Source organism: Microbacterium imperiale (genome assembly GCF_017876655.1).
Taxonomy (GTDB): Bacteria; Actinomycetota; Actinomycetes; order Actinomycetales; family Microbacteriaceae; genus Microbacterium; species Microbacterium imperiale.
Genome location: NZ_JAGIOK010000001.1, coordinates 146995 through 166549, shown reverse-complemented (window position 1 = coordinate 166549; position 19555 = coordinate 146995). Strand labels below are relative to the sequence as shown.

Below are 19555 nucleotides of genomic sequence, written 5' to 3'. Positions count from 1 at the left end.
GCCGGCGGTCAGCCGGCGAGCGTCCACTCCTGTGCGTTCCAGACGATTCCGGTCTGGCCACCGAAGTACTCGATGCCCGTGACGGAGCCGTTGTCGGCGAACAGGCCCGGCGACTGGAACAGCGGCAGACCGTAGAAGTCCTTCGCGGTCTCGGTGTCGATCTGGACCTTGATCTCGGCGAGGCGCTCGGGGTCGAGCGTGACCTGGCTCTCGTCCACCAGCTGGTCGACCGTGGGGTTCGAGTAGCCGTTGTAGTTGCCACCACCGTTCGTCTTGAAGATCTGCGGCAGGGCGGCGTTGCCGGCACCCGGCGAGACCCAGCCGAAGATCGACGCGTCGTAGCTGCCGCTACCCAGGAGCGAGCCCCAGTCCGGCGAACCGGCGTCCTCGATCACGAAGCCCGCCTCCTGCGCCGACTGCTGGATGGCGCGGAAGGTGTCGACACGGTTCGGGTTGTTGGTGTTGTAGAGGATGCGGACCGTCGGGGTCGCACCAGCCAGGAGCGCCTTGGCGCCCTCGATGTCGGGCTCGGTGAAGGCGTCGTAGCCGCTCGAGGCGACGGCCGTCTCGTACTGCTCGCCGTCGGTGGGCAGGAAGATCTGCGAGTTGAGGACCGAGGCCTCCGGGTTCACCGGGGTGACGATCGACTCGAGGATCTGCTGACGCGGGATCGTCTTGAGGAAGGCCTCACGGACGTTCGCCTCGGCGAAGACACCGCTGAAGCTCAGGTCGAGGTGGTCGTACGCCAGCTGGTCGCCCGGGTGGACGGTCGCGTTGGCGTTCTCGAGAGCGGTCAGCGTGTCGGCGGAGGCCTGCGGCTGGATCGCCTGGACCTCGCCGTTCTGAAGAGCGGTGACCTGAGCGTTCGAGTCGCCGATGAAGCGGATCACGAGCTGGTCGTAGGCGGGCGACATCTCGCCCTTGTACTCCGGGTTCTTGCCGAGCGTGATGCTCGACTCCGGCACGAAGTCGGTCACGATGAACGGACCGCTCGCGACGAGCAGGCTCTCGTCGGTCGGCATCGCCGTGACGTCGTAGCCGGTGTTCCAGAAGTCGGCGGCAGCCTTGAGCGTCTCGTTCGCCGGGACGGGGGCCTCGGGGTTGCCCTCGGGCAGCGTCTTGAGGAGCTCGATGAACTCCTCCTCGGAGACGCCGGCCTTCTCGGCCAGGACGTGAGCCGGCTTGCCGATGGGGTTGACGAGCTCGTAGTCGACGTAGGGCGTGCCGTACGTGATCGTCATCGACAGGTTGTCGTCGCCGATCTCGGGGAACGCGGTGGTGTCGAGCCCGGCGGTGCTGCCGGCGAGGCTGAAGTACTGGGTGCCGCCGTTGGTGACCTCACCCGTGGCGGGGTCGAGGACGGCGTCGTCGAAGTAGCCCGACGAGATGGCCCAGTTCACGAGCATGTCGTCGGCGTCGATGGGCTCGCCGTCCGACCACGTGAGGCCCTCGTTGAGGGTGTACTTGACGGTCAGCGGGTCTTCCGAGACGGTCTCGTACGTGCCGAAGTCGGTGTTCGGGAGCACGCTGAAGTCCGAGTCGAGGCGCAGGAAGCCGCCGAGGCCCAGGCCACCGGAGACACCGGTGAGGTAGCCCACCATGCCGTTGGTGTCGAGGTTCGCCTCGGGGGTGTCGCCGTTGAAGGACGTGAAGGCGTTGGTCGTCGCGATCGTGATCGTGCCGCCCTCTTCGCCCGAGCCTTCTTCGGTGGGTGCTGTGGTGCAGCCGGCGAGGGCCAGGGACGCGACAGCGACACCCGCTCCCGCCGTGATGGCGCGCGAGCGCCAGGTCTTTCCAGACACATTTCCTCCTGTGCAAGGGATGGGTGCGGGTCGGCAGACCGGTCACGATCGACCGCCGCGGATACCAAGACGATAAGGAGCGGTCAGACGTTGGTCAAAACGCGTACAGCAAACGTTACATATCCTTAACCCGCCGAGCGCGGCGCGAAGCAGTCTGCTCGGCGGCGCGGCATCCCGCCGGTCGAGGGGACGCCGGAGGCGACCCGAGGAGGTTCCATGGCATCACCATCACGCGTCCGCCTGGGGTGGGAGATCGTGATCGTCCTGGCCCTCTCGGTCGGGCGATCCGCCTTCTTCTCGGTGCTGTCGTTCCTGCAAGCGCTGACCCGGGACGTCGGCCTGGGCGAGCAGTCGACCTCACTCAATCCCGGTGCCGCGACGGTCGACCCCTGGTCAGTGGTCTCGCAGGCGTTCTCGCACCTGTTCAATCTGGCGCCGGTGGCGCTCGCGATCTACTTCCTGTGGGAACCCGGTCGTTCGGCGCTGCGCCGGATCGGACTCGACTTCCGCAGGTTCGGGACGGATGCCGGTACCGGCATCCTTCTCGTCCTGATCATCGGCGTGCCGGGGCTGGGTCTGTATGCGCTCGGGCGCGCGCTCGGCATCACGGTGCAGGTCGGCGCCGCCCCGCTCGACGGCGCGTGGACCGCCATCCTCCTTCTCACCCTCGCCGCTGTGCGCGCGGGTCTGACCGAGGAGGTCATCTTCATCGCGTACCTCTTCGATCGGCTGCGGCGTCTGGGCTGGAGCACGTGGACGATCATCCTGTCGACCGCTGCGCTGCGCGGGCTCTACCACGCGTATCAGGGCATCGGTCCGATCTTCGGCAACCTCGCGATGGGCATCGTCTTCGGCTGGGTGTATCACCGCTGGGGCCGCGTGATGCCGCTGGTCATCGCCCACGTCGTGATCGATCTGATCGCCTTCATCGGCTATCCGCTCGCCGCGGCCTGGTGGCCGACGCTGTTCTGACACCTCGCCGAAAAACACACGTTCCCGCCGACAGCGCACCGTGGACGATGCGTGGTCGGCGGGAACGTCCGCGTTCGCGGCATCCGATCAGGCGAAGGCCTCCGGTGGTGGGCAGGCGCACACGAGGTTGCGGTCGCCGTACGCCTGATCGATCCGGCGCACGGGGGGCCAGTACTTGCCGCGGACGAGTGAGCGGACGGGGAAGACCGCTTCGTCGCGCGTATACGGATGCCGCCACTCGGCCGCCACGACCGACTCCGCCGTGTGCGGTGCCGCCACGAGCGGGTTGTCGTCGGCCGGCCACTCCCCCGTCGCGACACGTTCGGCTTCAGCGTGGATCGCCACCATTGCCTCGACGAAGCGATCGAGTTCGGCGAGGTCCTCCGACTCGGTGGGCTCGACCATCAGCGTGCCCGCGACGGGGAACGACATCGTCGGGGCGTGGAAGCCGTAGTCGATGAGACGCTTGGCCACGTCGTCGACGGTGACCCCGGTGCGCTCCCGCAGGGGACGCAGGTCGAGGATGCACTCGTGGGCGACGAGCCCGCCCTCGCCGGCGTAGAGCACCGGGTAGTGCTCGCGCAGGCGTGCGGCGACGTAGTTGGCCGCGAGAACGGCGGCACCGGTGGCGGCGCGGAGTCCCGGGCCGCCCATCATGCGCACGTACGCCCACGAGATCGGGAGGATCGACGCCGAGCCGTACGGCGCCGCCGAGACCGGACCACCCGCGAACGAGAAGCCACCGGCGTGCTCGGCGCGCTGGGCGAGCGGGTGAGCGGGAAGGAAAGGAGCCAGGTGCGCCTTCGCCGCGACGGGACCGACTCCCGGGCCGCCGCCGCCGTGCGGGATGGCGAACGTCTTGTGCAGGTTGAGGTGCGAGACGTCGCCGCCGAGGTCGCCGAATCGGGCGAAGCCGAGCAGCGCGTTGAGGTTGGCGCCGTCGACATAGACCTGTCCTCCGGCGTCGTGCACCGCCTGCGTGATCGCCAGCACCTCGTGCTCGTACACGCCGTGCGTCGAGGGGTAGGTGATCATGAGCGCCGACAGCGCCGCGGCGTGCTCGTCGATCTTCGCGCGCAGGTCGTCGAGGTCGACGTTGCCGGCCTCGTCGCAGGCCACGACGACGACCCGCATCCCGGCGAGGACCGCCGACGCCGCGTTCGTGCCGTGCGCCGACGACGGGATCAGGCAGACCACGCGGGCGTCATCCCCGCGCGAGCGGTGGTACCCGCGGATCGCCAGCAGCCCGGCGAGTTCGCCCTGAGAGCCGGCGTTCGGTTGCAGCGACACCGCGTCGTACCCGGTGACCTCGGCGAGCCACGCCTCGAGCTGGTCGATGAGCTCGAGGTAGCCGCGCACGTCCTCGGCCGGGGCGAAGGGGTTCACGCGCGCGAACTCGGGCCAGGTGACGGCGGCCATCTCGGTGGCGGCGTTGAGCTTCATCGTGCACGAACCGAGGGGGATCATGCCGCGGTCGAGCGCGTAGTCGCGGTCGGCGAGCTGCTTGAGGTAGCGCATCATCGCGGTCTCGGAGTGGTGCGTCGCGAAGACCGGATGAGTCAGGTACTCGTCCTCGCGCACGAGAGCGGGCACGAGGTGACGGGCGGCGACGGACCCGCCCGCGAAGGGGAAGGCCCGTTCCGCCGGCCCGCCGAATGCCGCGACGACCGCATGGAGGTCGGCCGGCGTCGTGGTCTCGTCGACCGCGAGCTGGACCGTGTCCTCGTCGCGCAGCCACAGCTGGTACCCGCGCTCGCGTGCGGCGGCGACGACCTCGCGGGCGCGGCCGGCGACACGCACCGTGACGGTGTCGAAGAACTGGTCGTGGACGACCTCGGCGCCGGCATCCGTGAGCCACGCGGCGAGCAGCGCGGCGTGCTCGGCGACGGACTCGGCGATGCGACGCAGGCCCATGGGGCCGTGGTACACGGCGTACATCGACGCCATGACCGCCAGCAGCACCTGCGCCGTGCAGATGTTGGATGTCGCCTTCTCACGCCGGATGTGCTGCTCGCGCGTCTGCAGCGAGAGGCGGTACGCCGGGTGGCCCGCCGCGTCGACGGAGACCCCGACCAGCCGACCGGGCAGCTGACGCTCGAGTCCTGCACGCACCGCCATGTAGCCGGCGTGCGGGCCGCCGAATCCCATCGGCACGCCGAACCGCTGGGTCGTGCCGACCGCGACGTCGGCTCCGAGCGAGCCGGGCGAGCGCAGCAGCGTCAGCGCGAGGAGATCGGCGGCGACGACGACCAGTCCCCCGCCCGCCTGGACGTCGGCGATCACGGTCGACGGGTCCCAGACCCGCCCCGAGGCGCCCGGGTACTGCAGGAACGCTCCGAACGCCTCGTTCCCTTCGCCGACCGGGTCCGACGTGAGATCGACTTCGCGCAGCTCGATGCCGACGGCCTCGGCGCGGTGAGCGAGCACCGCCTTCGTCTGAGGCAGCGCGTCGACGTCGACGAGGAACACCGACGAGCGGCTCTTCGACGCGCGACGGGCCACGAGCATGCCCTCGACCACGGCCGTCGACTCGTCGAGCATCGAAGCGTTCGCCGTGGCGAGGCCCGTGAGATCGGTCACCATCGTCTGGAAATTGATGAGGGCCTCGAGGCGCCCCTGCGAGATCTCGGGCTGGTACGGCGTGTAGGCGGTGTACCAGGAGGGGTTCTCGAGGACGTTGCGCTGGATCACGGCGGGGGTATGCGTGTCGTAGTAGCCCAGCCCGATCATCGAGCGGGCGCCGCGGTTCTGCGAGGCGAGGGTGCGCAGCTCGGCCAGCGCCTCGCTCTCGGACGCCGCTGTCGGGATGACGCTGTCGGTCACGTCCGCGGCATGGATCGACGCGGGCACCGCGCGACGCACCAGCGCGTCGACCGTGTCGTAGCCGAGGACGTCGAGCATGCGGCGCTGGGCCGCGCCGTCGGTGCCGATGTGGCGCGCGGCGAATGCCGAGCTCATCGGTCTCCGCCCGTGAGGGCGAGGTAGGCGTCGCGGTCGAGGAGGCGCTCGACCGCCGCGGGGTCCACCGAGATGCGGATCAGCCATCCGCCGTCGAAGGGCCCGGCGTTGACCTGCGACGGGTCGTCGACGACGGCGTCGTTGACCTCGACCACCTCGCCGCTGAGGGGGGCGTAGAGCTCGCCGACCGACTTGGTCGATTCGATCTCGCCGCAGACCTCGTCGGCGGTCACGGCCGTGCCGACGGCCGGGAGGTCGACGTAGACGACGTCGCCCAGCTTCTCGGCGGCGTAGTCGGTGATGCCGACCGTGGCGGTCGTGCCCGAGAGGGAGACCCACTCGTGCTCGGCGGTGTACTTCAGGGCGTCGAGATCGGTCATTTCTTCCTCCGGTAGAACGGCAGCGGGGTGACGGTGGCGGGGATGCGGGTGCCGCGCACGTCGATACCGAGCTCGGTACCGACCGCGGCGTGCTCGGGCGCGACGTAGGCCAGCGCGATGGGGTGCCCGAGGGTCGGGCTCAGCGCGCCGCTCGTGACCTCGCCGATGCGCTCCTCGTCGGGGCCGAGCACGCTGTAGCCGGCGCGTCCGGCGCGCCGTCCCGTGGATACCAGGCCGACGAGGACGGGCGCCGACGCAGCTCCGCGCGCGGCCAGTCCGTCACGCCCGACGAAGGTGCTCTTGTCGGCGGCGACGACGCGACCCAGTCCCGCCTGCGCGGGCGTCACGTCTCGCGAGAGCTCGTGCCCGTACAGCGGCATGCCCGCTTCGAGGCGCAGCGTGTCGCGCGAGGCGAGGCCCGCGGGCACGAGACCGAGCGGCTCGCCCGCGGTCAGCAGAGCGTCCCACAGCGCCTCGGCTGCGCCGACGGGCACCATCAGCTCGAAGCCGTCCTCGCCGGTGTAGCCGGTGCGCGCGATGAGGAGCGGCGCACCGGCGAACTCCCCCGCGGTCCAGGCGTAGTACGCCGTCTCCGCGAGGGCGACGCCGGCGGCCGACAGCCCCGTCGTCGCCGCCAGCACCGACACCGCCGCCGGGCCCTGCACGGCGAGCAGCGCGTAGTCGTCGGTCAGGTCCCGGACCTGCGCGTCCCAGCCCTCGGCGCGTTCTTGCAGCGCGGCCCACACCGCCGCGCGGTTGCCGGCGTTGGCGATGATGAGGAACCGCTCCTCCGCAAGGCGGTAGACGATGACGTCGTCGATGATCCCGCCGTCGTCGGCGAGCACGAGCGAATACTTCGCCTTGCCGACGGCCAACGTCGACAACCGGCTCGCGAGTGCCGCGTCAAGACACTCGCCGGCCACCGACCCGGTGACCTCGAACTCGGCCATGTGCGAGATGTCGAACAGCCCGGCGGCCGTGCGGACCGCGTGGTGCTCGGCGAGGTCGGAGGTGTAACGGACCGGCATGAGCCAGCCGCCGAAGTCGGTGAAGGACGCGCCGAGCGCGGCATGACGGTGATGCAGGACGGTGGAGCGGGGATCTGACATGAGTTCTCCCGTGACGGGCTGCCGAATGCCACGGTCGCGGCATCCGGGAACTCCCCCTCTGTCTTGGGCCTGAGAGTTTCACCGGGCGGACCCGGCTTTCACCGTCGGCGGATCCGTGCAGGATCGCTTTCCAGAGCGGCCGGACGCGCGCGGTACGCGGACCTGAGAGATTGGCGGGGAGGCTTGCTCCTTCGGTGCCCGGTATTACCGGAGCTCTCCCGCGTGCGTCATGCGGCCTGTCTTCAGTTGCGCGATCAGCATAGCGGCACCGCGTGGGGCGCGCCCGACCAGCGCTGGCGCGGTGTCAGCGCGTGCAGGCGCCCGAGGCGACGGCGGGTGCGGCGGCATCCACGCCCGCGAGCACCGGCAGCAGCTCCGTCGTGGTCATCGCGTAACCGCGCTGCTCGCCCTCGGCGCCGCGGGCGAAGACCACTCCGGCGACGGCGCCGGCGTCGGTGAGCACCGGGCCGCCCGAGTTGCCGGGCCGCACGTCGGCCTCGAGCGCGTAGATCTCGCGCGGCGAGCTCGAGCCGTCGTAGATGTCGGGAACGGGTGCCGACCCGACCGACAGGACGAAGGCGGCGCCGCTGGTGAAGGGTCCGCCCAGCGGGTAGCCCTGCACCGCGACCGCGGTGCCCGGCGCCACGGGCGGCACGATGCTCAGCGGTGCGGCCTCGAGACCGTCGACGGCGATGACAGCCAGGTCATCGGTCGGGTCGAAGTACACCACGCGCCCCTCTCTCGCGTCGCGTCCGGGGAGCTCGACGACGGGCGTGTCGACGCCCGCGACGACGTGAGCGTTCGTGACGATGAGACCGTCGGCGGCCACGAAGCCCGACCCGGTCATCGACACGCCGCAGGCGTAGGCGGTGCCGCTGATCCGCGCGACGGATGCGGCAGCGCGCTGCAGTTCGGGGTCGTCGAGAGCCACCGCCGGAGCCGTGGGCGCGACCTCGGGTCGCAGCAGTTCGCCGATGCGCGGGATGCCCTCGTCGACCACGAACCCGCGCACCTCGGCGAGCGCGGTGTCGACGGGGGCGGGGGTGAGTCCGTCGATGATGCTGAGCACGCGCGACGAGGCGATGGCCGTCGATACCACCGGCATCCCGCTCGCGGTGATGGTTCCCGCGCCCAGGAGCAGGACGAGCCCGCCCGCGACGGTCGCCGCACCGGCCCCGAGGATCCGATCGAGCACCCGCAGCTTGGCGCGGTCGACGCCGCGACGGATCGCCGCTCCCACGGCCGTTCCGAGGGCTGTGCACAACGCGACGATGGCGATCGCGCAGATGGTGAGGACGAGCGAGCGGTACTCCCAGTCGGCGACACCGGGCGCGATGAGGGGAACCGCCCACACAGCGAGCAGGGAGCCGACGACCAGGCCTGCGAGCGACCCGGCGATCGCCACGAGTCCGCGCGTGACGCCGATGGCGAATGCCCCGACGAGAAGGATCACGACGATCACGTCGACCAACAGCACAGGACCTCCTCGGGGACCGGATCAGCGTACGCGGCCCGCCTGGGAGTCGTGCCGTGACGCGACACTACTCAGCGTGTTTGGCGTTCGGTCGAGGTGACTATAAGATCGGTGCGAGAGTTAGGGTCACAATGACAAGAACATCGGCCAGCGCGTCGCCGGAAGAGATCCGCGTCGCGGTGTCGACGGTGATCTTCAGCCTGCGTCATCACGAGGACGGCGAGCTGCCCTCGGTGGTGCTGCCGCTCGTGCGACGAACACGAGACCCCCACGAAGGTCAGTGGGCTCTCCCCGGCGGATGGCTCGACGCATCCGAGAACCTCGAGGCCGCGGCATCCCGCACTCTCGCCGAGACCACCGCGCTGGCCCCGAGCTACCTCGAGCAGTTGTACGCCTTCGGCGACGTCGGGCGCTCGCCCGCCCGCGTCGTGTCGATCGTCTACTGGGCGCTGGTCCGCGAGGACATCGCCTCGACGCCTCTGCCCGCCGACGAGAACGTCGCGTGGTTCGACGCCGCGGCGCTGCCCCCGCTCGCGTTCGACCACGATCTCATCGTCGAGTACGCCCTGTGGCGGCTGCGGAACAAGGTCGGCTACAGCCGGATCGCTCACGGACTGCTTCCCGAGCTGTTCACCCTCGCCGAACTGCGCGAGGTCTACGAGGCGATCGGCGGCCGCCGACTCGACCCCGCGAACTTCCGCCGTCAGGTCGACGGCTCGGGCACCCTCATCCCGACCGACGACTTCCGTACGGGCAGCCATCGCCCGGCCCGCCTCTATCGCTACAACCACGACGTCGAGCTGGCCGACCGCGGCCCGCTCCCCCGATGAAGGAACCGTCATGTCCGTCACATCTCTGCCGCTCACCACGCGTCCCCTCGACCCGAGCGTCGACCACGGCATCCAGGCGATCGTCGCCGGCGCCTCCCTCACCGCGACTTGCGCAACGGATCTCGCTGCCGGCCCGTGGGAGTTCGACACGCGGCCCGGCTACGGTCCCGGGTCGTCGATGGGCGATGTCATCCCGACCGGAGCCCCGCGGCAGGGAGAGCTTCCCGCGTGGTACCGGAGCGCGTCGGAGCATGAGCTCGAGCAGCGCATCCGCGAGGCGAAAGCCGTGCTCGGCGACCGCGTCGTCGTGCTCGGGCACTTCTACCAGCGCGAAGAGGTCGTCGTCCACGCGGACTACGTCGGCGACTCGTTCCAGCTCGCGGGCGCGGCCCGGTCCCATCCCGAAGCCGAGGCCATCGTCTTCTGCGGCGTCCACTTCATGGCCGAGACGGCCGACCTGCTGTCGCGACCCGACCAGGCGGTCATCCTGCCGAACCTCGCGGCGGGGTGCTCGATGGCCGACATGGCCTCGATCGACGAGGTCGAGGAGTGCTGGGAGCAGCTCGGCGAGCTCTACGGCGATCTGAGTCAGCCGGACGCGGACGGACTGCTCCCCGTCGTGCCGGTCACGTACATGAACTCCTCGGCGGCCATCAAGGGATTCGTCGGCCGTAACGGCGGCATCGTCTGCACCTCCTCGAACGCGCGCACCGTCCTCGAGTGGGCCTTCGCACGGGGACGTCGCGTCCTGTTCTTCCCCGACCAGCACCTGGGCCGCAACACGGCGAAGGCGATGGGTGTGCCGCTCGACCGGATGCCGCTGTGGAATCCACGCCGCGCCTGGGGAGGCAACGACCGCGACGAACTGGCCGGCGCTCGCGTCATCCTCTGGCACGGCTTCTGCTCGGTGCATCGCCGGTTCACCGTCGAGCAGATCGACCGGGCACGCGCCGAGCACCCGGGAGTGCGGGTGATCGTCCACCCCGAGTGCCCGATGGATGTCGTCGACGCGGCCGACGAGGCGGGATCGACCGAGTACATCCGCACGGCCATCGCCGCGGCGACCGAGCCGACCACGTTCGCCGTCGGCACCGAGATCAACCTCGTCCAGCGCCTCGCCGCGCAGTACCCGCAGCACGAGATCTTCTGCCTCGATCCCGTCGTGTGCCCGTGCTCGACGATGTACCGCATCCACCCCGGCTATCTCGCGTGGGTGCTCGACGAGCTCGTCGCCGGCCGCACGCCCAATCGCATCCAGGTGCCGCGAGACGTCGCAGACCCCGCCCGCGTCGCCCTCGAACGCATGCTGGCGGCGCGGCCGTGACGACCCGCGTGGTCGTGGTCGGTGCGGGACTCGCCGGCGGGCTCTGCGCCCTGCACGCGGCTCGCGCCGGCTGCGAGGTCGTACTGCTGAGCAAGGGAGCCCTCGGCGACGGCAACACCGCATACGCGCAGGGCGGGATCGCCGCCGCGGTCGGCGGCGCCGACGACGCGGCATCGCATCTGGCCGACACCCTCGCCGCGGGAGCCGGCATCGTCGATCCGGCGGCGGCACGCGTCCTCGTGTCCGCGGGACCGGCGGCCATCGACGAGCTCGCGCGGCTCGGTGTCGCGTTCGACCGGGATGCCGCCGGCACCCTCAGCCTCGGGCTGGAGGGGGCACACGGTCGGCCGCGGATTCTGCACGCGGGCGGTGACGCCACCGGGGCAGCCATCCAGTCCGCGCTGAACGCCGCGCTCGACGCATCCGATGTGGAGATCCGCACCGACACCCTCGCGACCGAGGTCGTCGTCGGGCGCGGTCGGGCTCGCGGGGTTCGCGCCCTCTTCCGCGGAGCCGACACCACGATCGAGGCCGACGCCGTCGTTCTCGCTACCGGCGGCGCGGGCCGCCTGTTCGCGCACACGACCAACCCCGAGGTGGCGACCGCCGACGGGATCGCCCTCGCCCTGCGCGCCGGGGCACGCGTGACCGATCTGGAGTTCGTGCAGTTCCACCCCACCGCGCTGCCCGGAGGCGAGCTGGTCTCCGAGGCGGTGCGCGGCGAGGGCGCGGTGCTGCGGGATGAGACGGGACGCCGGTTCTGCGGCGATGCCCACCCCGCCGCCGAGCTCGCGCCGCGCGACGTCGTGGCGCGGGCGATCGCCGAGGTCATGGACCGCCAGGACGGCCGTCCGGTCTGGCTGGACGCGACGGCGATCCGGCCGACGGCGACGCAGACGGCATCCTTCCTGGCCGAACGCTTCCCCTCGATCGACCGCCGACTCCGCGCGCGCGGTCTCGACTGGGCGCGCCGGCCGATCCCGGTCACGCCCGCGGCCCACTACGCCATGGGAGGGGTGGCCACCGACATCGACGGGCGCACGAGCATCCCGGGCCTCTACGCCGTCGGCGAGGTCGCGCGCACCGGTGTGCACGGGGCGAACCGGCTCGCGTCGAACTCGCTGCTCGAGGCCGCCGTGTTCGCGGCGCGGGCGGCGACGGCGCTGGCGACCGACGAGCACCGTGCCGCGCGCCGTGACACCCCGACTTCCGGCGCCGCCGCCGACCCCACCGTCGGCTCGCGGGAAGGCCGACCGTCACCGTCGGCTCCGCTCACATCGTTCTCGCGCACGGCGCTGCAGCATCTCATGTGGCAGCACGTCGGGCTGCGCCGGGATGCCGCGGGACTGCGCCATGCGCTCACCGTCCTCGACGCCTGGGGAAGCGGGCCGGCCGGACCTCGATCGGTCCGAGAGCACGAGGACGCGAACCTGCTTCTCGTGGCAAGCACGCTCACACGGGCTGCCCTCGCACGCCCGCGATCACTGGGCTCGCACCACCGCTCCGACGATGCGCCCGACCACGCCGCCGCACCCGCCCTCTTCTCCCACAAGGTCGCCTGATGCTCCCCGCTCGTCACATCTCCCGCCTCGTCCAGTCCGCGCTCGACGAGGACGCCCCCTGGGGCGATCTCACCAGCGCCGCGTTCGTCCCGGCCGACGCGCGGATGTCAGCGCAGCTCGTCAGCCGTGCCGCCGGGGTGTTCAGCGGCGGGGCGTTCTTCGCGGCGGCGTTCACGCTGACCGACCCGGACTGCTCCGTCACGATGCAGGTCCCGGATGGCGCGCGCATCTGCCCCGGTGCGGTGCTGGCCACCGTTGCCGGGCCGGCACGGGCCGTCCTGACGGCCGAGCGCGTCGGTCTGAACTTCGCGCAGCGCATGTCGGGCATCGCGACCCTCACCCGCCGGTACGTCGACGCCATCGCCGGCACCGGTGTGCGCATCGCCGACACCCGCAAAACCACGCCGGGCCTGCGCGCCGTGGAACGCGCCGCCGTCCGTGACGGCGGCGGCGCGAATCACCGCTTCTCGCTGTCGGACGCGGTGATGCTCAAAGACAACCACCTCGGTGTCATCACCGCCGGCGGTCTCTCGCTCACCGAGGGGCTGCGCCACGCGAAGGCGACCCTGCCGCACACGACGCATATCGAGGTCGAGGTCGACCGCATCGACCAGATCGAGCCGGTGCTCGCCGCCGGGGTCGACACGGTCATGCTCGACAACTTCTCGCTGCCGGACCTGCGCCGCGGCGTGCAGCTGATCGCCGGACGCGCGATCGTCGAGGCGTCGGGCGGTGTCACGCTCGACTCGGTGCGGGCGATCGCCGAGACGGGTGTCGATGTCATCTCGGTGGGCGCGCTCACCCACTCCGCCGCCGCGCTGGATCTGGGACTCGATCTCGGGTCGGAGCCGGCGGACGCGGCCCCCTGATGCTGTACCTCGACCATGCGGCCGGCGGCCCGGTGCGCCCCGAGGTCCTCGACGCGATGGCGCCGTTCCTCCTGGGCCGCTACGGCAACCCCTCCAGTGTCCACACCGTCGGCGAGGACGTCTCGGCGGCACTCGAGGACGCGCGTCGGCGTATCGCCGCCGTGCTCGGCATGCGGGCGGGAGACGTCGTCTTCACCTCCGGCGGCACCGAAGCGAACAACCTCGCCATCGCCGGCATCGCGCTCGGTGCACGGGGACGTCGGCCCGGTCACGTGATCACGACCGCGATCGAGCACTCCTCCGTCCTCGCCGTCTGCCGCTACCTCGAGCGCATGCACGACTACGACCTCGACATCCTCCCGGTCGACGCGCACGGACGGGTGCGCCCCGCCGACATCGCGGCCGCCGTGCGCGTCGACACCGCGGTGATCAGCATCGGGTACGCCAACAACGAGATCGGGACGGTGCAGGACCTCGCCGCCGTCGCCGCGGCCGCGGGCGGCATCCCGCTCCACGTCGACGCCGTCCAGGCCGCGGGGTGGCTGCCGCTGTCGGGTACGGGGGCGGCCGCGCTCTCGATCGCCGGGCACAAGCTCGGCGCACCGCAGGGCATCGGTGCGCTCGCCGTCCGCGGACGCCTCCCGCTCGAGCCCCTCCTGCACGGCGGAGGGCAGGAACGCGGGCGCCGCGCAGGCACCCAGAACGTCGCGGGCGCCGTGGGCCTCGCCGTCGCGCTGGAGCTGGCCGAGCACGAGCGAGCGGATGCCGCGTCGCGCGCGACCGCTGCTCGCAGGGCCTTCACCGACCGCGTGCTCGCGACGATCCCCGGCAGTCGCCTCACGGGCGATGCCGTCGATCGCCTGCCGGGCCTCGCGTCGTTCGTGTTCGTCGGCACCTCGGGCGAGGCCGTCCTGCTCGAGCTCGAGCGCCGCGGCATCGTCACCAGCAGCGGGTCGGCCTGCTCGGCCGGGAGCACAGACGCCTCGCACGTGCTGACGGCGATCGGACTGAACGAGGACGAAGCGCGGACAGCCGTGCGGTTCAGCTTCGACCGCTCCGAACCTCCGACCCCCGCCGTCCTCGCGGACGCGTTGGGCGCGGCCGTCGCCGCAGTACGATCAGCAGCGTGAGCACGCCGGTCGTCACCGTCATCGTCCCCGGTCGCGACGTCGCCCCCTACGCCGAGGAGGCCCTGGAGTCACTCCGCACGCAGACCCTCCCGGCGTGGCGTGCGATCCTCATCGACGACGGCTCCCGCGACGCGACCGGCTCGCTGTTCCACAGGGCCGCCGCGACCGACCCGCGGTTCCGCGTCGTCACCCACGACCGGCCTCGCGGCCTCGGGGCCGCACGCAACGCCGGGCTCGATCTGGTCGAGACACCGTTCGTCGCTTTCCTCGATGCCGACGACATCCTGACTCCGCGCGCGCTCGAGCGACTCGTCGGCACCCTCGACGCGACGGGCTCCGACTTCGTGGTCGGCGCGTACGTCCGGCTGCGACCGACCGACGAGGGGTACGCCCCCGGACCCGTCCAGCCCTGGGTCGCCGCGGCGACGGATCCGGAGCGACGAGGGGTGACGCTGTCGGACCACCCGGCGGCATCGGGCAACATCGTCGCGTGGTCGAAGGCGAGCCGCGTCGAGTTCTGGCGCCGCAACCGGCTGCGCTTCCCCGACGACCGGCTGTACGAGGATCAGCTCGTCGCGCAGCAGATGTACACCCGGGCGCGCGCCTTCGACGTCATCCCCGATGTCGTCGTGCAGTGGCGCGAACGCGCCGACGGCTCGTCGATCACTCAGCACCGGGCACAGCTTCCGGTGCTGATCGACTACATCGAAGGACTCCGCGGCGGCCTCGCGGTGCTCGACGCCGCCGACGCCCGCGCCGCTGCGCAAGCGCGCGTGGACCTCGTGCTCGACCTCGACGTGCCACCGCTCGTGCGCATCGCGCAGACCCATCCCGACCCCGACTACCGGCGCCGTGTGGGCGCCCTCGTCCGCGACTTCATCGCTCGGGCTCCGGGCCACCGGTCGGGCGCCGGCGACGCGGCGGAGCTGCTGCGGGCGGCACGCCTCTGGTGAACAGCTCGGGACGTGTGCGGCCGGCGCGTCGCCACCGGGAATAATCGTCTCGCGAGGGTGTTGCCCCTCTGCACGTCTGTCTTCGGATGACGACCGATCTTTCCCCGAGGAGCCCCTATGGCCGTCGCGCCGTCGTCCGCTACCGACTCCGCCGTCTCCGCGACGGCACCGGTGCCCACCGTCGTCTCCGCCGAGGCGAATCGCGTGATCTGGCTGCTGCTGGTCGCGGCCTTCGTGGCGATCCTCAACGAGACGACGATGGGCGTCGCCATCCCCCATCTCATCGTCGACTTCGGCATCACGGCCGTCGCGGCGCAATGGCTGACGACCGCGTTCATGCTGACGATGGCGGTCGTGATCCCCATCACGGGCTTCCTGCTGCAGCGCTTCACGACGCGCGCGGTCTTCACGGCGGCCATGAGCCTGTTCTCGGCAGGCACGCTCATCGCCCTGCTGGCGCCGGGATTCCCGGTGCTGCTCGTGGCCCGCGTCGTGCAGGCCTCGGGAACGGCGATCATGATGCCCCTGCTCATGACCACCCTGATGACGGTCGTGCCGCCGCACGCCCGCGGCCGCATGATGGGACGGGTCAGCATCGTGATGTCTCTCGCCCCGGCGATCGGCCCGACGCTCTCGGGGTTCCTGCTCGACACGCTGAGCTGGCGCTGGATCTTCGGCATCGTCCTCCCGATCGCGCTCGTCGCTCTCACGGTCGGCGTGATGTGGATCCACAACCTCGGCTCGACCCGCCGCGCACCGCTCGATGTCCTGTCGATCGTCCTGTCCGCGTTCGGCTTCGGCGGGCTCGTGTTCGGGCTCAACCAGATCGGCGCCGCCGGCCATGGCGGCGAAGCCGATGCCGCACCCGCCGGTGGGCAGCTGCCGCTGATCCTAGCACTCACGATCGGGGTCCTCGCCCTCGCGGCCTTCGTCTGGCGCCAACTGCGGCTGCAGCGCTCCGACGAGGCCCTCCTCGACCTGCGGGTGTTCCGGTCGCTGAACTTCTCGCTCTCGGTCGCCCAGCTGGCCGTCATGTCGATGGCCTTCTTCGGTGTCATCACGCTCCTGCCGCTCTACATGCAGAACGTGCTCGGTCTGTCGGCGCTCGAGTCCGGACTCGTCGTCCTGCCGGGATCGCTCGCGATGGGCATCGCCGGGCCGTTCATCGGCCGTGTCTACGACCGGTGGGGAACGCGAGTCCTCCTCGTTCCGGGGGCCCTGCTCGTCACCGGCATCCTGTGGACCTTCACGACGCTCAGCGAGACGACCTCCATCTGGCAGCTGCTCGCCCTGCAGACGGTGCTCTCGCTCGGACTCGCGATGTCGTTCACGCCGCTGTTCACCGCGTCGCTCGGCTCGCTCCAGCCCCGGTTCTACTCATACGGCAGCGCGATCGTCTCGACGATGCAGCAGGTGGCGGGTGCGGCCGGCATCGCCCTGTTGATCACGGTCATGTCCGCGGCCGAGGCCGGAGCGGTGGACCCCGGGACGGCCGCCGCCGGCGCGGCGGGTGCTCGCGCGGCGTTCCTGGTCGCCGCCATCATCGCGTCGCCGCTGATCATCGGCGCACTCCTCATCCGCAAGCCGGCCGACAGCCCCGACGGGGCCCCGGCTCCGCACTGACGACCCTCCGATACGACGAAGCCGCCGCGTGCATCAGCACCGGCGGCTTCGTCGTGAGCCCGAGAGCGGGAGGCTCAGGACGTGGAGCAGCAGCCTCCGCCGCAGCACGAGGCGGCTTCGTCGTTCTTCAGCAGGTTCTTCTCGTCGGGAACCGGCTGCAGAGTCTGGGGCTGAGGAGTGGATGCTGTGGACATTCCGCCATCGTAACCCCGCTGCCGTCTCCCTGGACCATGCGTCGCCGGTGCTGTCAAGCGCGTCGAATCGGCGGCACCCAGCGCGTAGCGTCGCCGACATGAGCACACTCGATGGCAAGAGAATCGCATTCCTGGCAACCGACGGCTTCGAGGACAGCGAACTGACCTCGCCGTGGCAGGCCGTGTCGGACGCGGGCGCCACGGTCGTCCTCGTCGCCCCCGAGGCCGGCGAGATCACCGGCAAGAACGGTCACGCGCAGCGGGTTGACGTGGTCTCGGCGGACGCTTCCGCAGACGACTACGACGCGCTCGTCCTTCCGGGCGGCGTCGTCAACGCAGACAACCTGCGCCTGGACCCCAACGCCGTGGACTTCGCCCGTGAATTCTTCGAGCAGCACAAGCCGGTGGGTGCCATCTGTCACGCGGCGTGGATCCTCGCGGAGGCGGACGTGCTCTCGGGCCGCACGCTCACGAGCTTCCCGAGCCTGCGCACCGACCTCGTCAACGCCGGCGCGAACTGGGTCGACGAGGAGGTGGTCGTGGACCAGGGTCTCGTGTCGAGCCGCACCCCCGATGACCTGCCCGCGTTCAACGCGAAGGTGATCGAAGAGGTCGAGGAAGGGCAGCACGCCGGTCAGACGGTCTGACGCTGCGACTCGCGATCGCCCTCGGAGCTCATGCTCCGGGGGCGATCGCCACGCGGAGGAAGGTGCCGGACCGTGCGAGACCGATCGCCTCGTCCAGACGGTCCAGGGGCAACGGCGTCGACACGAGGTCGGCGAAGGGATAGCGCCGCGTACCGGGGCTGCGCATGAACGCCACCGCGGTCGCGAGGTCGACGGCCGCGCAGTCCGGCGCGGCGACGGTGAGCGCCGCGCGAGATCCATCGCGATGCCGCATCGTCGCACGCAGACCGCGCACCGTGGACCGCTCGGCGGTCACGGCGGCGCCGAACCGATGCGCACGCGAGCGGACGCGCGGGTCCGCCGAAGCGATCGACACCGCGGCACCACGCTCGGTCGCCATCGCGGCGAGGACGAGCGGATCCGCGCCAGCGCCCGACACCGTCAGCAGCACGTCCTCCAGATCGACGAGCTGCTCGACCTCGCGGAGCAGCCCGGCGACCCGGGCGACGACGCCGGGAACCGGGGCCAGGATGCAGGCGGGAAGGACCTCGCCCACGCGTACGATCGGGGTCCCGGCGGGCAGGTGCACGTGGGTCGCGAAGCCGCCGACCAGTTCGCGGTGCGCCGCGATGCGTTCGCGCGGGCGCGGTGCGCACACGACGCGCTCGCCGAGCTCCAGGGCGATGCCGTCTGCGGCGACGACGCGACCGCCCAGCGCGGCGACCCGCCCGACGAACTCCCGGCCGAGGACCGTGGGAGCCGGGCAGTCCTCGTCGCCGTCGGTGACGGCGAGGTCGTCCTCCGCGATGGTCGCGAGATCCACGCGCAGCAGCGCTTCGCCGGCGGCCAGGACGACGCCGGGCACGGCGATCGTCTCCTGCGGGCGGCCAGGCCCCATCCACGCACGCGCGATCGCCGCCGGTCTGAGCAGCACGTCCGTGGGTGCCGGGGTCGCCATTGCCATTCGCGCCCTCTCGCCCGTGGTGACCGGACAACTGTCGCAAACGGTGCTTTCTGGCGCGGCGGGGGCGCGCGTCGTTCGAGAGATGTTCACCGAACGGTGCGCGCCCCGTCGCCGGGGAGCCGCGGGTACGCTGGAATCCGGCGCCTGAGCGTCGGAGAGGACCCCCATGAGAATCGTCGACTCCGCCGATTGGCGCGACCGCCTCACCTACGAGACGCCCTATCGCGTCGCCGAGGTCATGCCCGGCGACGCCGCCCGTTGCGCGTCATGCCCCGCTGACGCCGCGCCCTACGATCGCGACGACCTGTGGGCGGTGAAGCACCGGCACCCGACGAACCATGGCGGGTACGTCCGCTTCTATTGCGAGGCCCACGTGCCCGAGCGCACGCAGCCCGTGGCCCCGGCCCTGCGGTCGGCGCCGGCCCGGCGCTCGACGCCCCGCCCCGCCGCTCCGCGCGCGCCCAAGGCACCCGCGGCATCCGATGTCGTCCGCGCCATGTGCCCCGACTGCTTCGTCGAGGTCTCGGCCGCCGGCGAATGCGGCCTGTGCGGCACGCGCGTCTGAGGCCGTGACCTTCCCGACCGCGCTCTGGTGCAGGTCACGCCGGGATGGCGCCCTCTGCACGCGCCCGCGGGGCCACGCCGGACTTCACAACCGTCAGGGCACGTCGCAGATGTGGTCTGACGTTGAGGCGGACCCGGCGGCGTGCCCCGGTGGCGGTTCGGCGGCTCAGCCGGCGCCGTTGCTGCCGAATGGATTCCCCGGGGGGCGAGCTCTGTGCCCG

16 protein-coding genes and 2 riboswitches are annotated in these 19555 nt (G+C 71.4%); of the genes, 10 read left to right on the top strand and 6 right to left on the bottom strand.

What is annotated here, in order from left to right:
* Positions 1-8 precede the first annotated feature (8 nt).
* Complete coding sequence (locus tag JOF37_RS00720; RefSeq protein ID WP_210004159.1) at positions 9-1802, bottom strand: ABC transporter family substrate-binding protein; 1794 nt, start codon at positions 1800-1802, stop codon at positions 9-11.
* 216 nt (positions 1803-2018) lie between these two features.
* Between JOF37_RS00720 and JOF37_RS00715 the strand changes: the two genes are divergently transcribed.
* A complete protein-coding gene (locus tag JOF37_RS00715; RefSeq protein ID WP_210004157.1) occupies positions 2019-2774 on the top strand; it encodes a CPBP family intramembrane glutamic endopeptidase in 756 nt (251 codons plus the stop codon).
* Between the two features lie 87 nt (positions 2775-2861).
* Here the strand turns inward: JOF37_RS00715 and gcvP are convergent, their stop codons facing one another.
* From gcvP to JOF37_RS00695, 4 genes are all read right to left on the bottom strand, one after another.
* Positions 2862-5732 carry an aminomethyl-transferring glycine dehydrogenase gene (gene gcvP / locus JOF37_RS00710; protein ID WP_210004155.1) on the bottom strand — a complete coding sequence of 957 codons (2871 nt, stop codon included), beginning with the start codon at positions 5730-5732 and terminating at the stop codon, positions 2862-2864.
* Complete coding sequence (gene gcvH / locus JOF37_RS00705) at positions 5729-6112, bottom strand: glycine cleavage system protein GcvH (RefSeq protein ID WP_210004153.1); 384 nt, start codon at positions 6110-6112, stop codon at positions 5729-5731. Before gcvH ends, gcvP begins: the two co-directional genes overlap by 4 nt.
* Positions 6109-7221, bottom strand: coding sequence for a glycine cleavage system aminomethyltransferase GcvT (gene gcvT / locus JOF37_RS00700; RefSeq protein WP_210004151.1), 1113 nt, complete (start codon positions 7219-7221; stop codon positions 6109-6111). Before gcvT ends, gcvH begins: the two co-directional genes overlap by 4 nt.
* Positions 7222-7272: 51 nt before the next feature.
* A riboswitch (glycine riboswitch) is annotated at positions 7273-7360 on the bottom strand.
* Position 7361: 1 nt separating this feature from the next.
* Positions 7362-7452, bottom strand: a riboswitch (glycine riboswitch).
* 73 nt (positions 7453-7525) lie between these two features.
* A complete protein-coding gene (locus JOF37_RS00695; protein ID WP_210004148.1) occupies positions 7526-8698 on the bottom strand; it encodes a MarP family serine protease in 1173 nt (390 codons plus the stop codon).
* 128 nt (positions 8699-8826) lie between these two features.
* Between JOF37_RS00695 and JOF37_RS00690 the strand changes: the two genes are divergently transcribed.
* The 8 genes from JOF37_RS00690 to JOF37_RS00655 all read left to right on the top strand — a co-directional run bounded on the left by JOF37_RS00690 (position 8827) and on the right by JOF37_RS00655 (position 17827).
* Complete coding sequence (locus JOF37_RS00690) at positions 8827-9525, top strand: NUDIX hydrolase (protein ID WP_210004146.1); 699 nt, start codon at positions 8827-8829, stop codon at positions 9523-9525.
* Between the two features lie 10 nt (positions 9526-9535).
* Positions 9536-10849: a quinolinate synthase NadA gene (gene nadA, locus JOF37_RS00685; protein WP_210004144.1), complete on the top strand. Its 1314-nt coding sequence runs from the start codon at positions 9536-9538 to the stop codon at positions 10847-10849.
* A complete protein-coding gene (gene nadB, locus JOF37_RS00680) occupies positions 10846-12411 on the top strand; it encodes an L-aspartate oxidase (RefSeq protein ID WP_210004142.1) in 1566 nt (521 codons plus the stop codon). The genes nadA and nadB overlap by 4 nt, the downstream gene beginning before the upstream one ends.
* Positions 12411-13280 carry a carboxylating nicotinate-nucleotide diphosphorylase gene (gene nadC / locus JOF37_RS00675; protein ID WP_210004140.1) on the top strand — a complete coding sequence of 290 codons (870 nt, stop codon included), beginning with the start codon at positions 12411-12413 and terminating at the stop codon, positions 13278-13280. Before nadB ends, nadC begins: the two co-directional genes overlap by 1 nt.
* Positions 13280-14410 (top strand): cysteine desulfurase family protein, encoded by a 1131-nt coding sequence (locus JOF37_RS00670; protein WP_210004138.1) that lies wholly within the window; start codon positions 13280-13282, stop codon positions 14408-14410. Before nadC ends, JOF37_RS00670 begins: the two co-directional genes overlap by 1 nt.
* Entirely contained in the window at positions 14407-15363 is a 957-nt protein-coding gene (locus JOF37_RS00665; RefSeq protein ID WP_210004135.1) for a glycosyltransferase family 2 protein, read from the top strand. Before JOF37_RS00670 ends, JOF37_RS00665 begins: the two co-directional genes overlap by 4 nt.
* A 117-nt stretch (positions 15364-15480) precedes the next feature.
* Positions 15481-16986 (top strand): DHA2 family efflux MFS transporter permease subunit, encoded by a 1506-nt coding sequence (locus JOF37_RS00660; RefSeq protein WP_210004133.1) that lies wholly within the window; start codon positions 15481-15483, stop codon positions 16984-16986.
* A 292-nt stretch (positions 16987-17278) separates the two neighbouring features.
* The gene (locus JOF37_RS00655; RefSeq protein WP_210004131.1) at positions 17279-17827 is read left to right on the top strand and encodes a type 1 glutamine amidotransferase domain-containing protein; all 549 of its coding nucleotides are present in this window, start codon (positions 17279-17281) and stop codon (positions 17825-17827) included.
* A gap of 28 nt (positions 17828-17855) precedes the next feature.
* On the opposite strand, the gene JOF37_RS00650 is transcribed toward JOF37_RS00655, so the two are convergent.
* Positions 17856-18770: an alcohol dehydrogenase catalytic domain-containing protein gene (locus tag JOF37_RS00650; RefSeq protein ID WP_210004129.1), complete on the bottom strand. Its 915-nt coding sequence runs from the start codon at positions 18768-18770 to the stop codon at positions 17856-17858.
* Between the two features lie 166 nt (positions 18771-18936).
* Here JOF37_RS00650 and JOF37_RS00645 point away from each other — a divergent pair, with 166 nt between their 5' ends.
* Positions 18937-19335 carry a glucose-6-phosphate dehydrogenase gene (locus tag JOF37_RS00645; RefSeq protein ID WP_210004127.1) on the top strand — a complete coding sequence of 133 codons (399 nt, stop codon included), beginning with the start codon at positions 18937-18939 and terminating at the stop codon, positions 19333-19335.
* Positions 19336-19555: the final 220 nt, after the last annotated feature.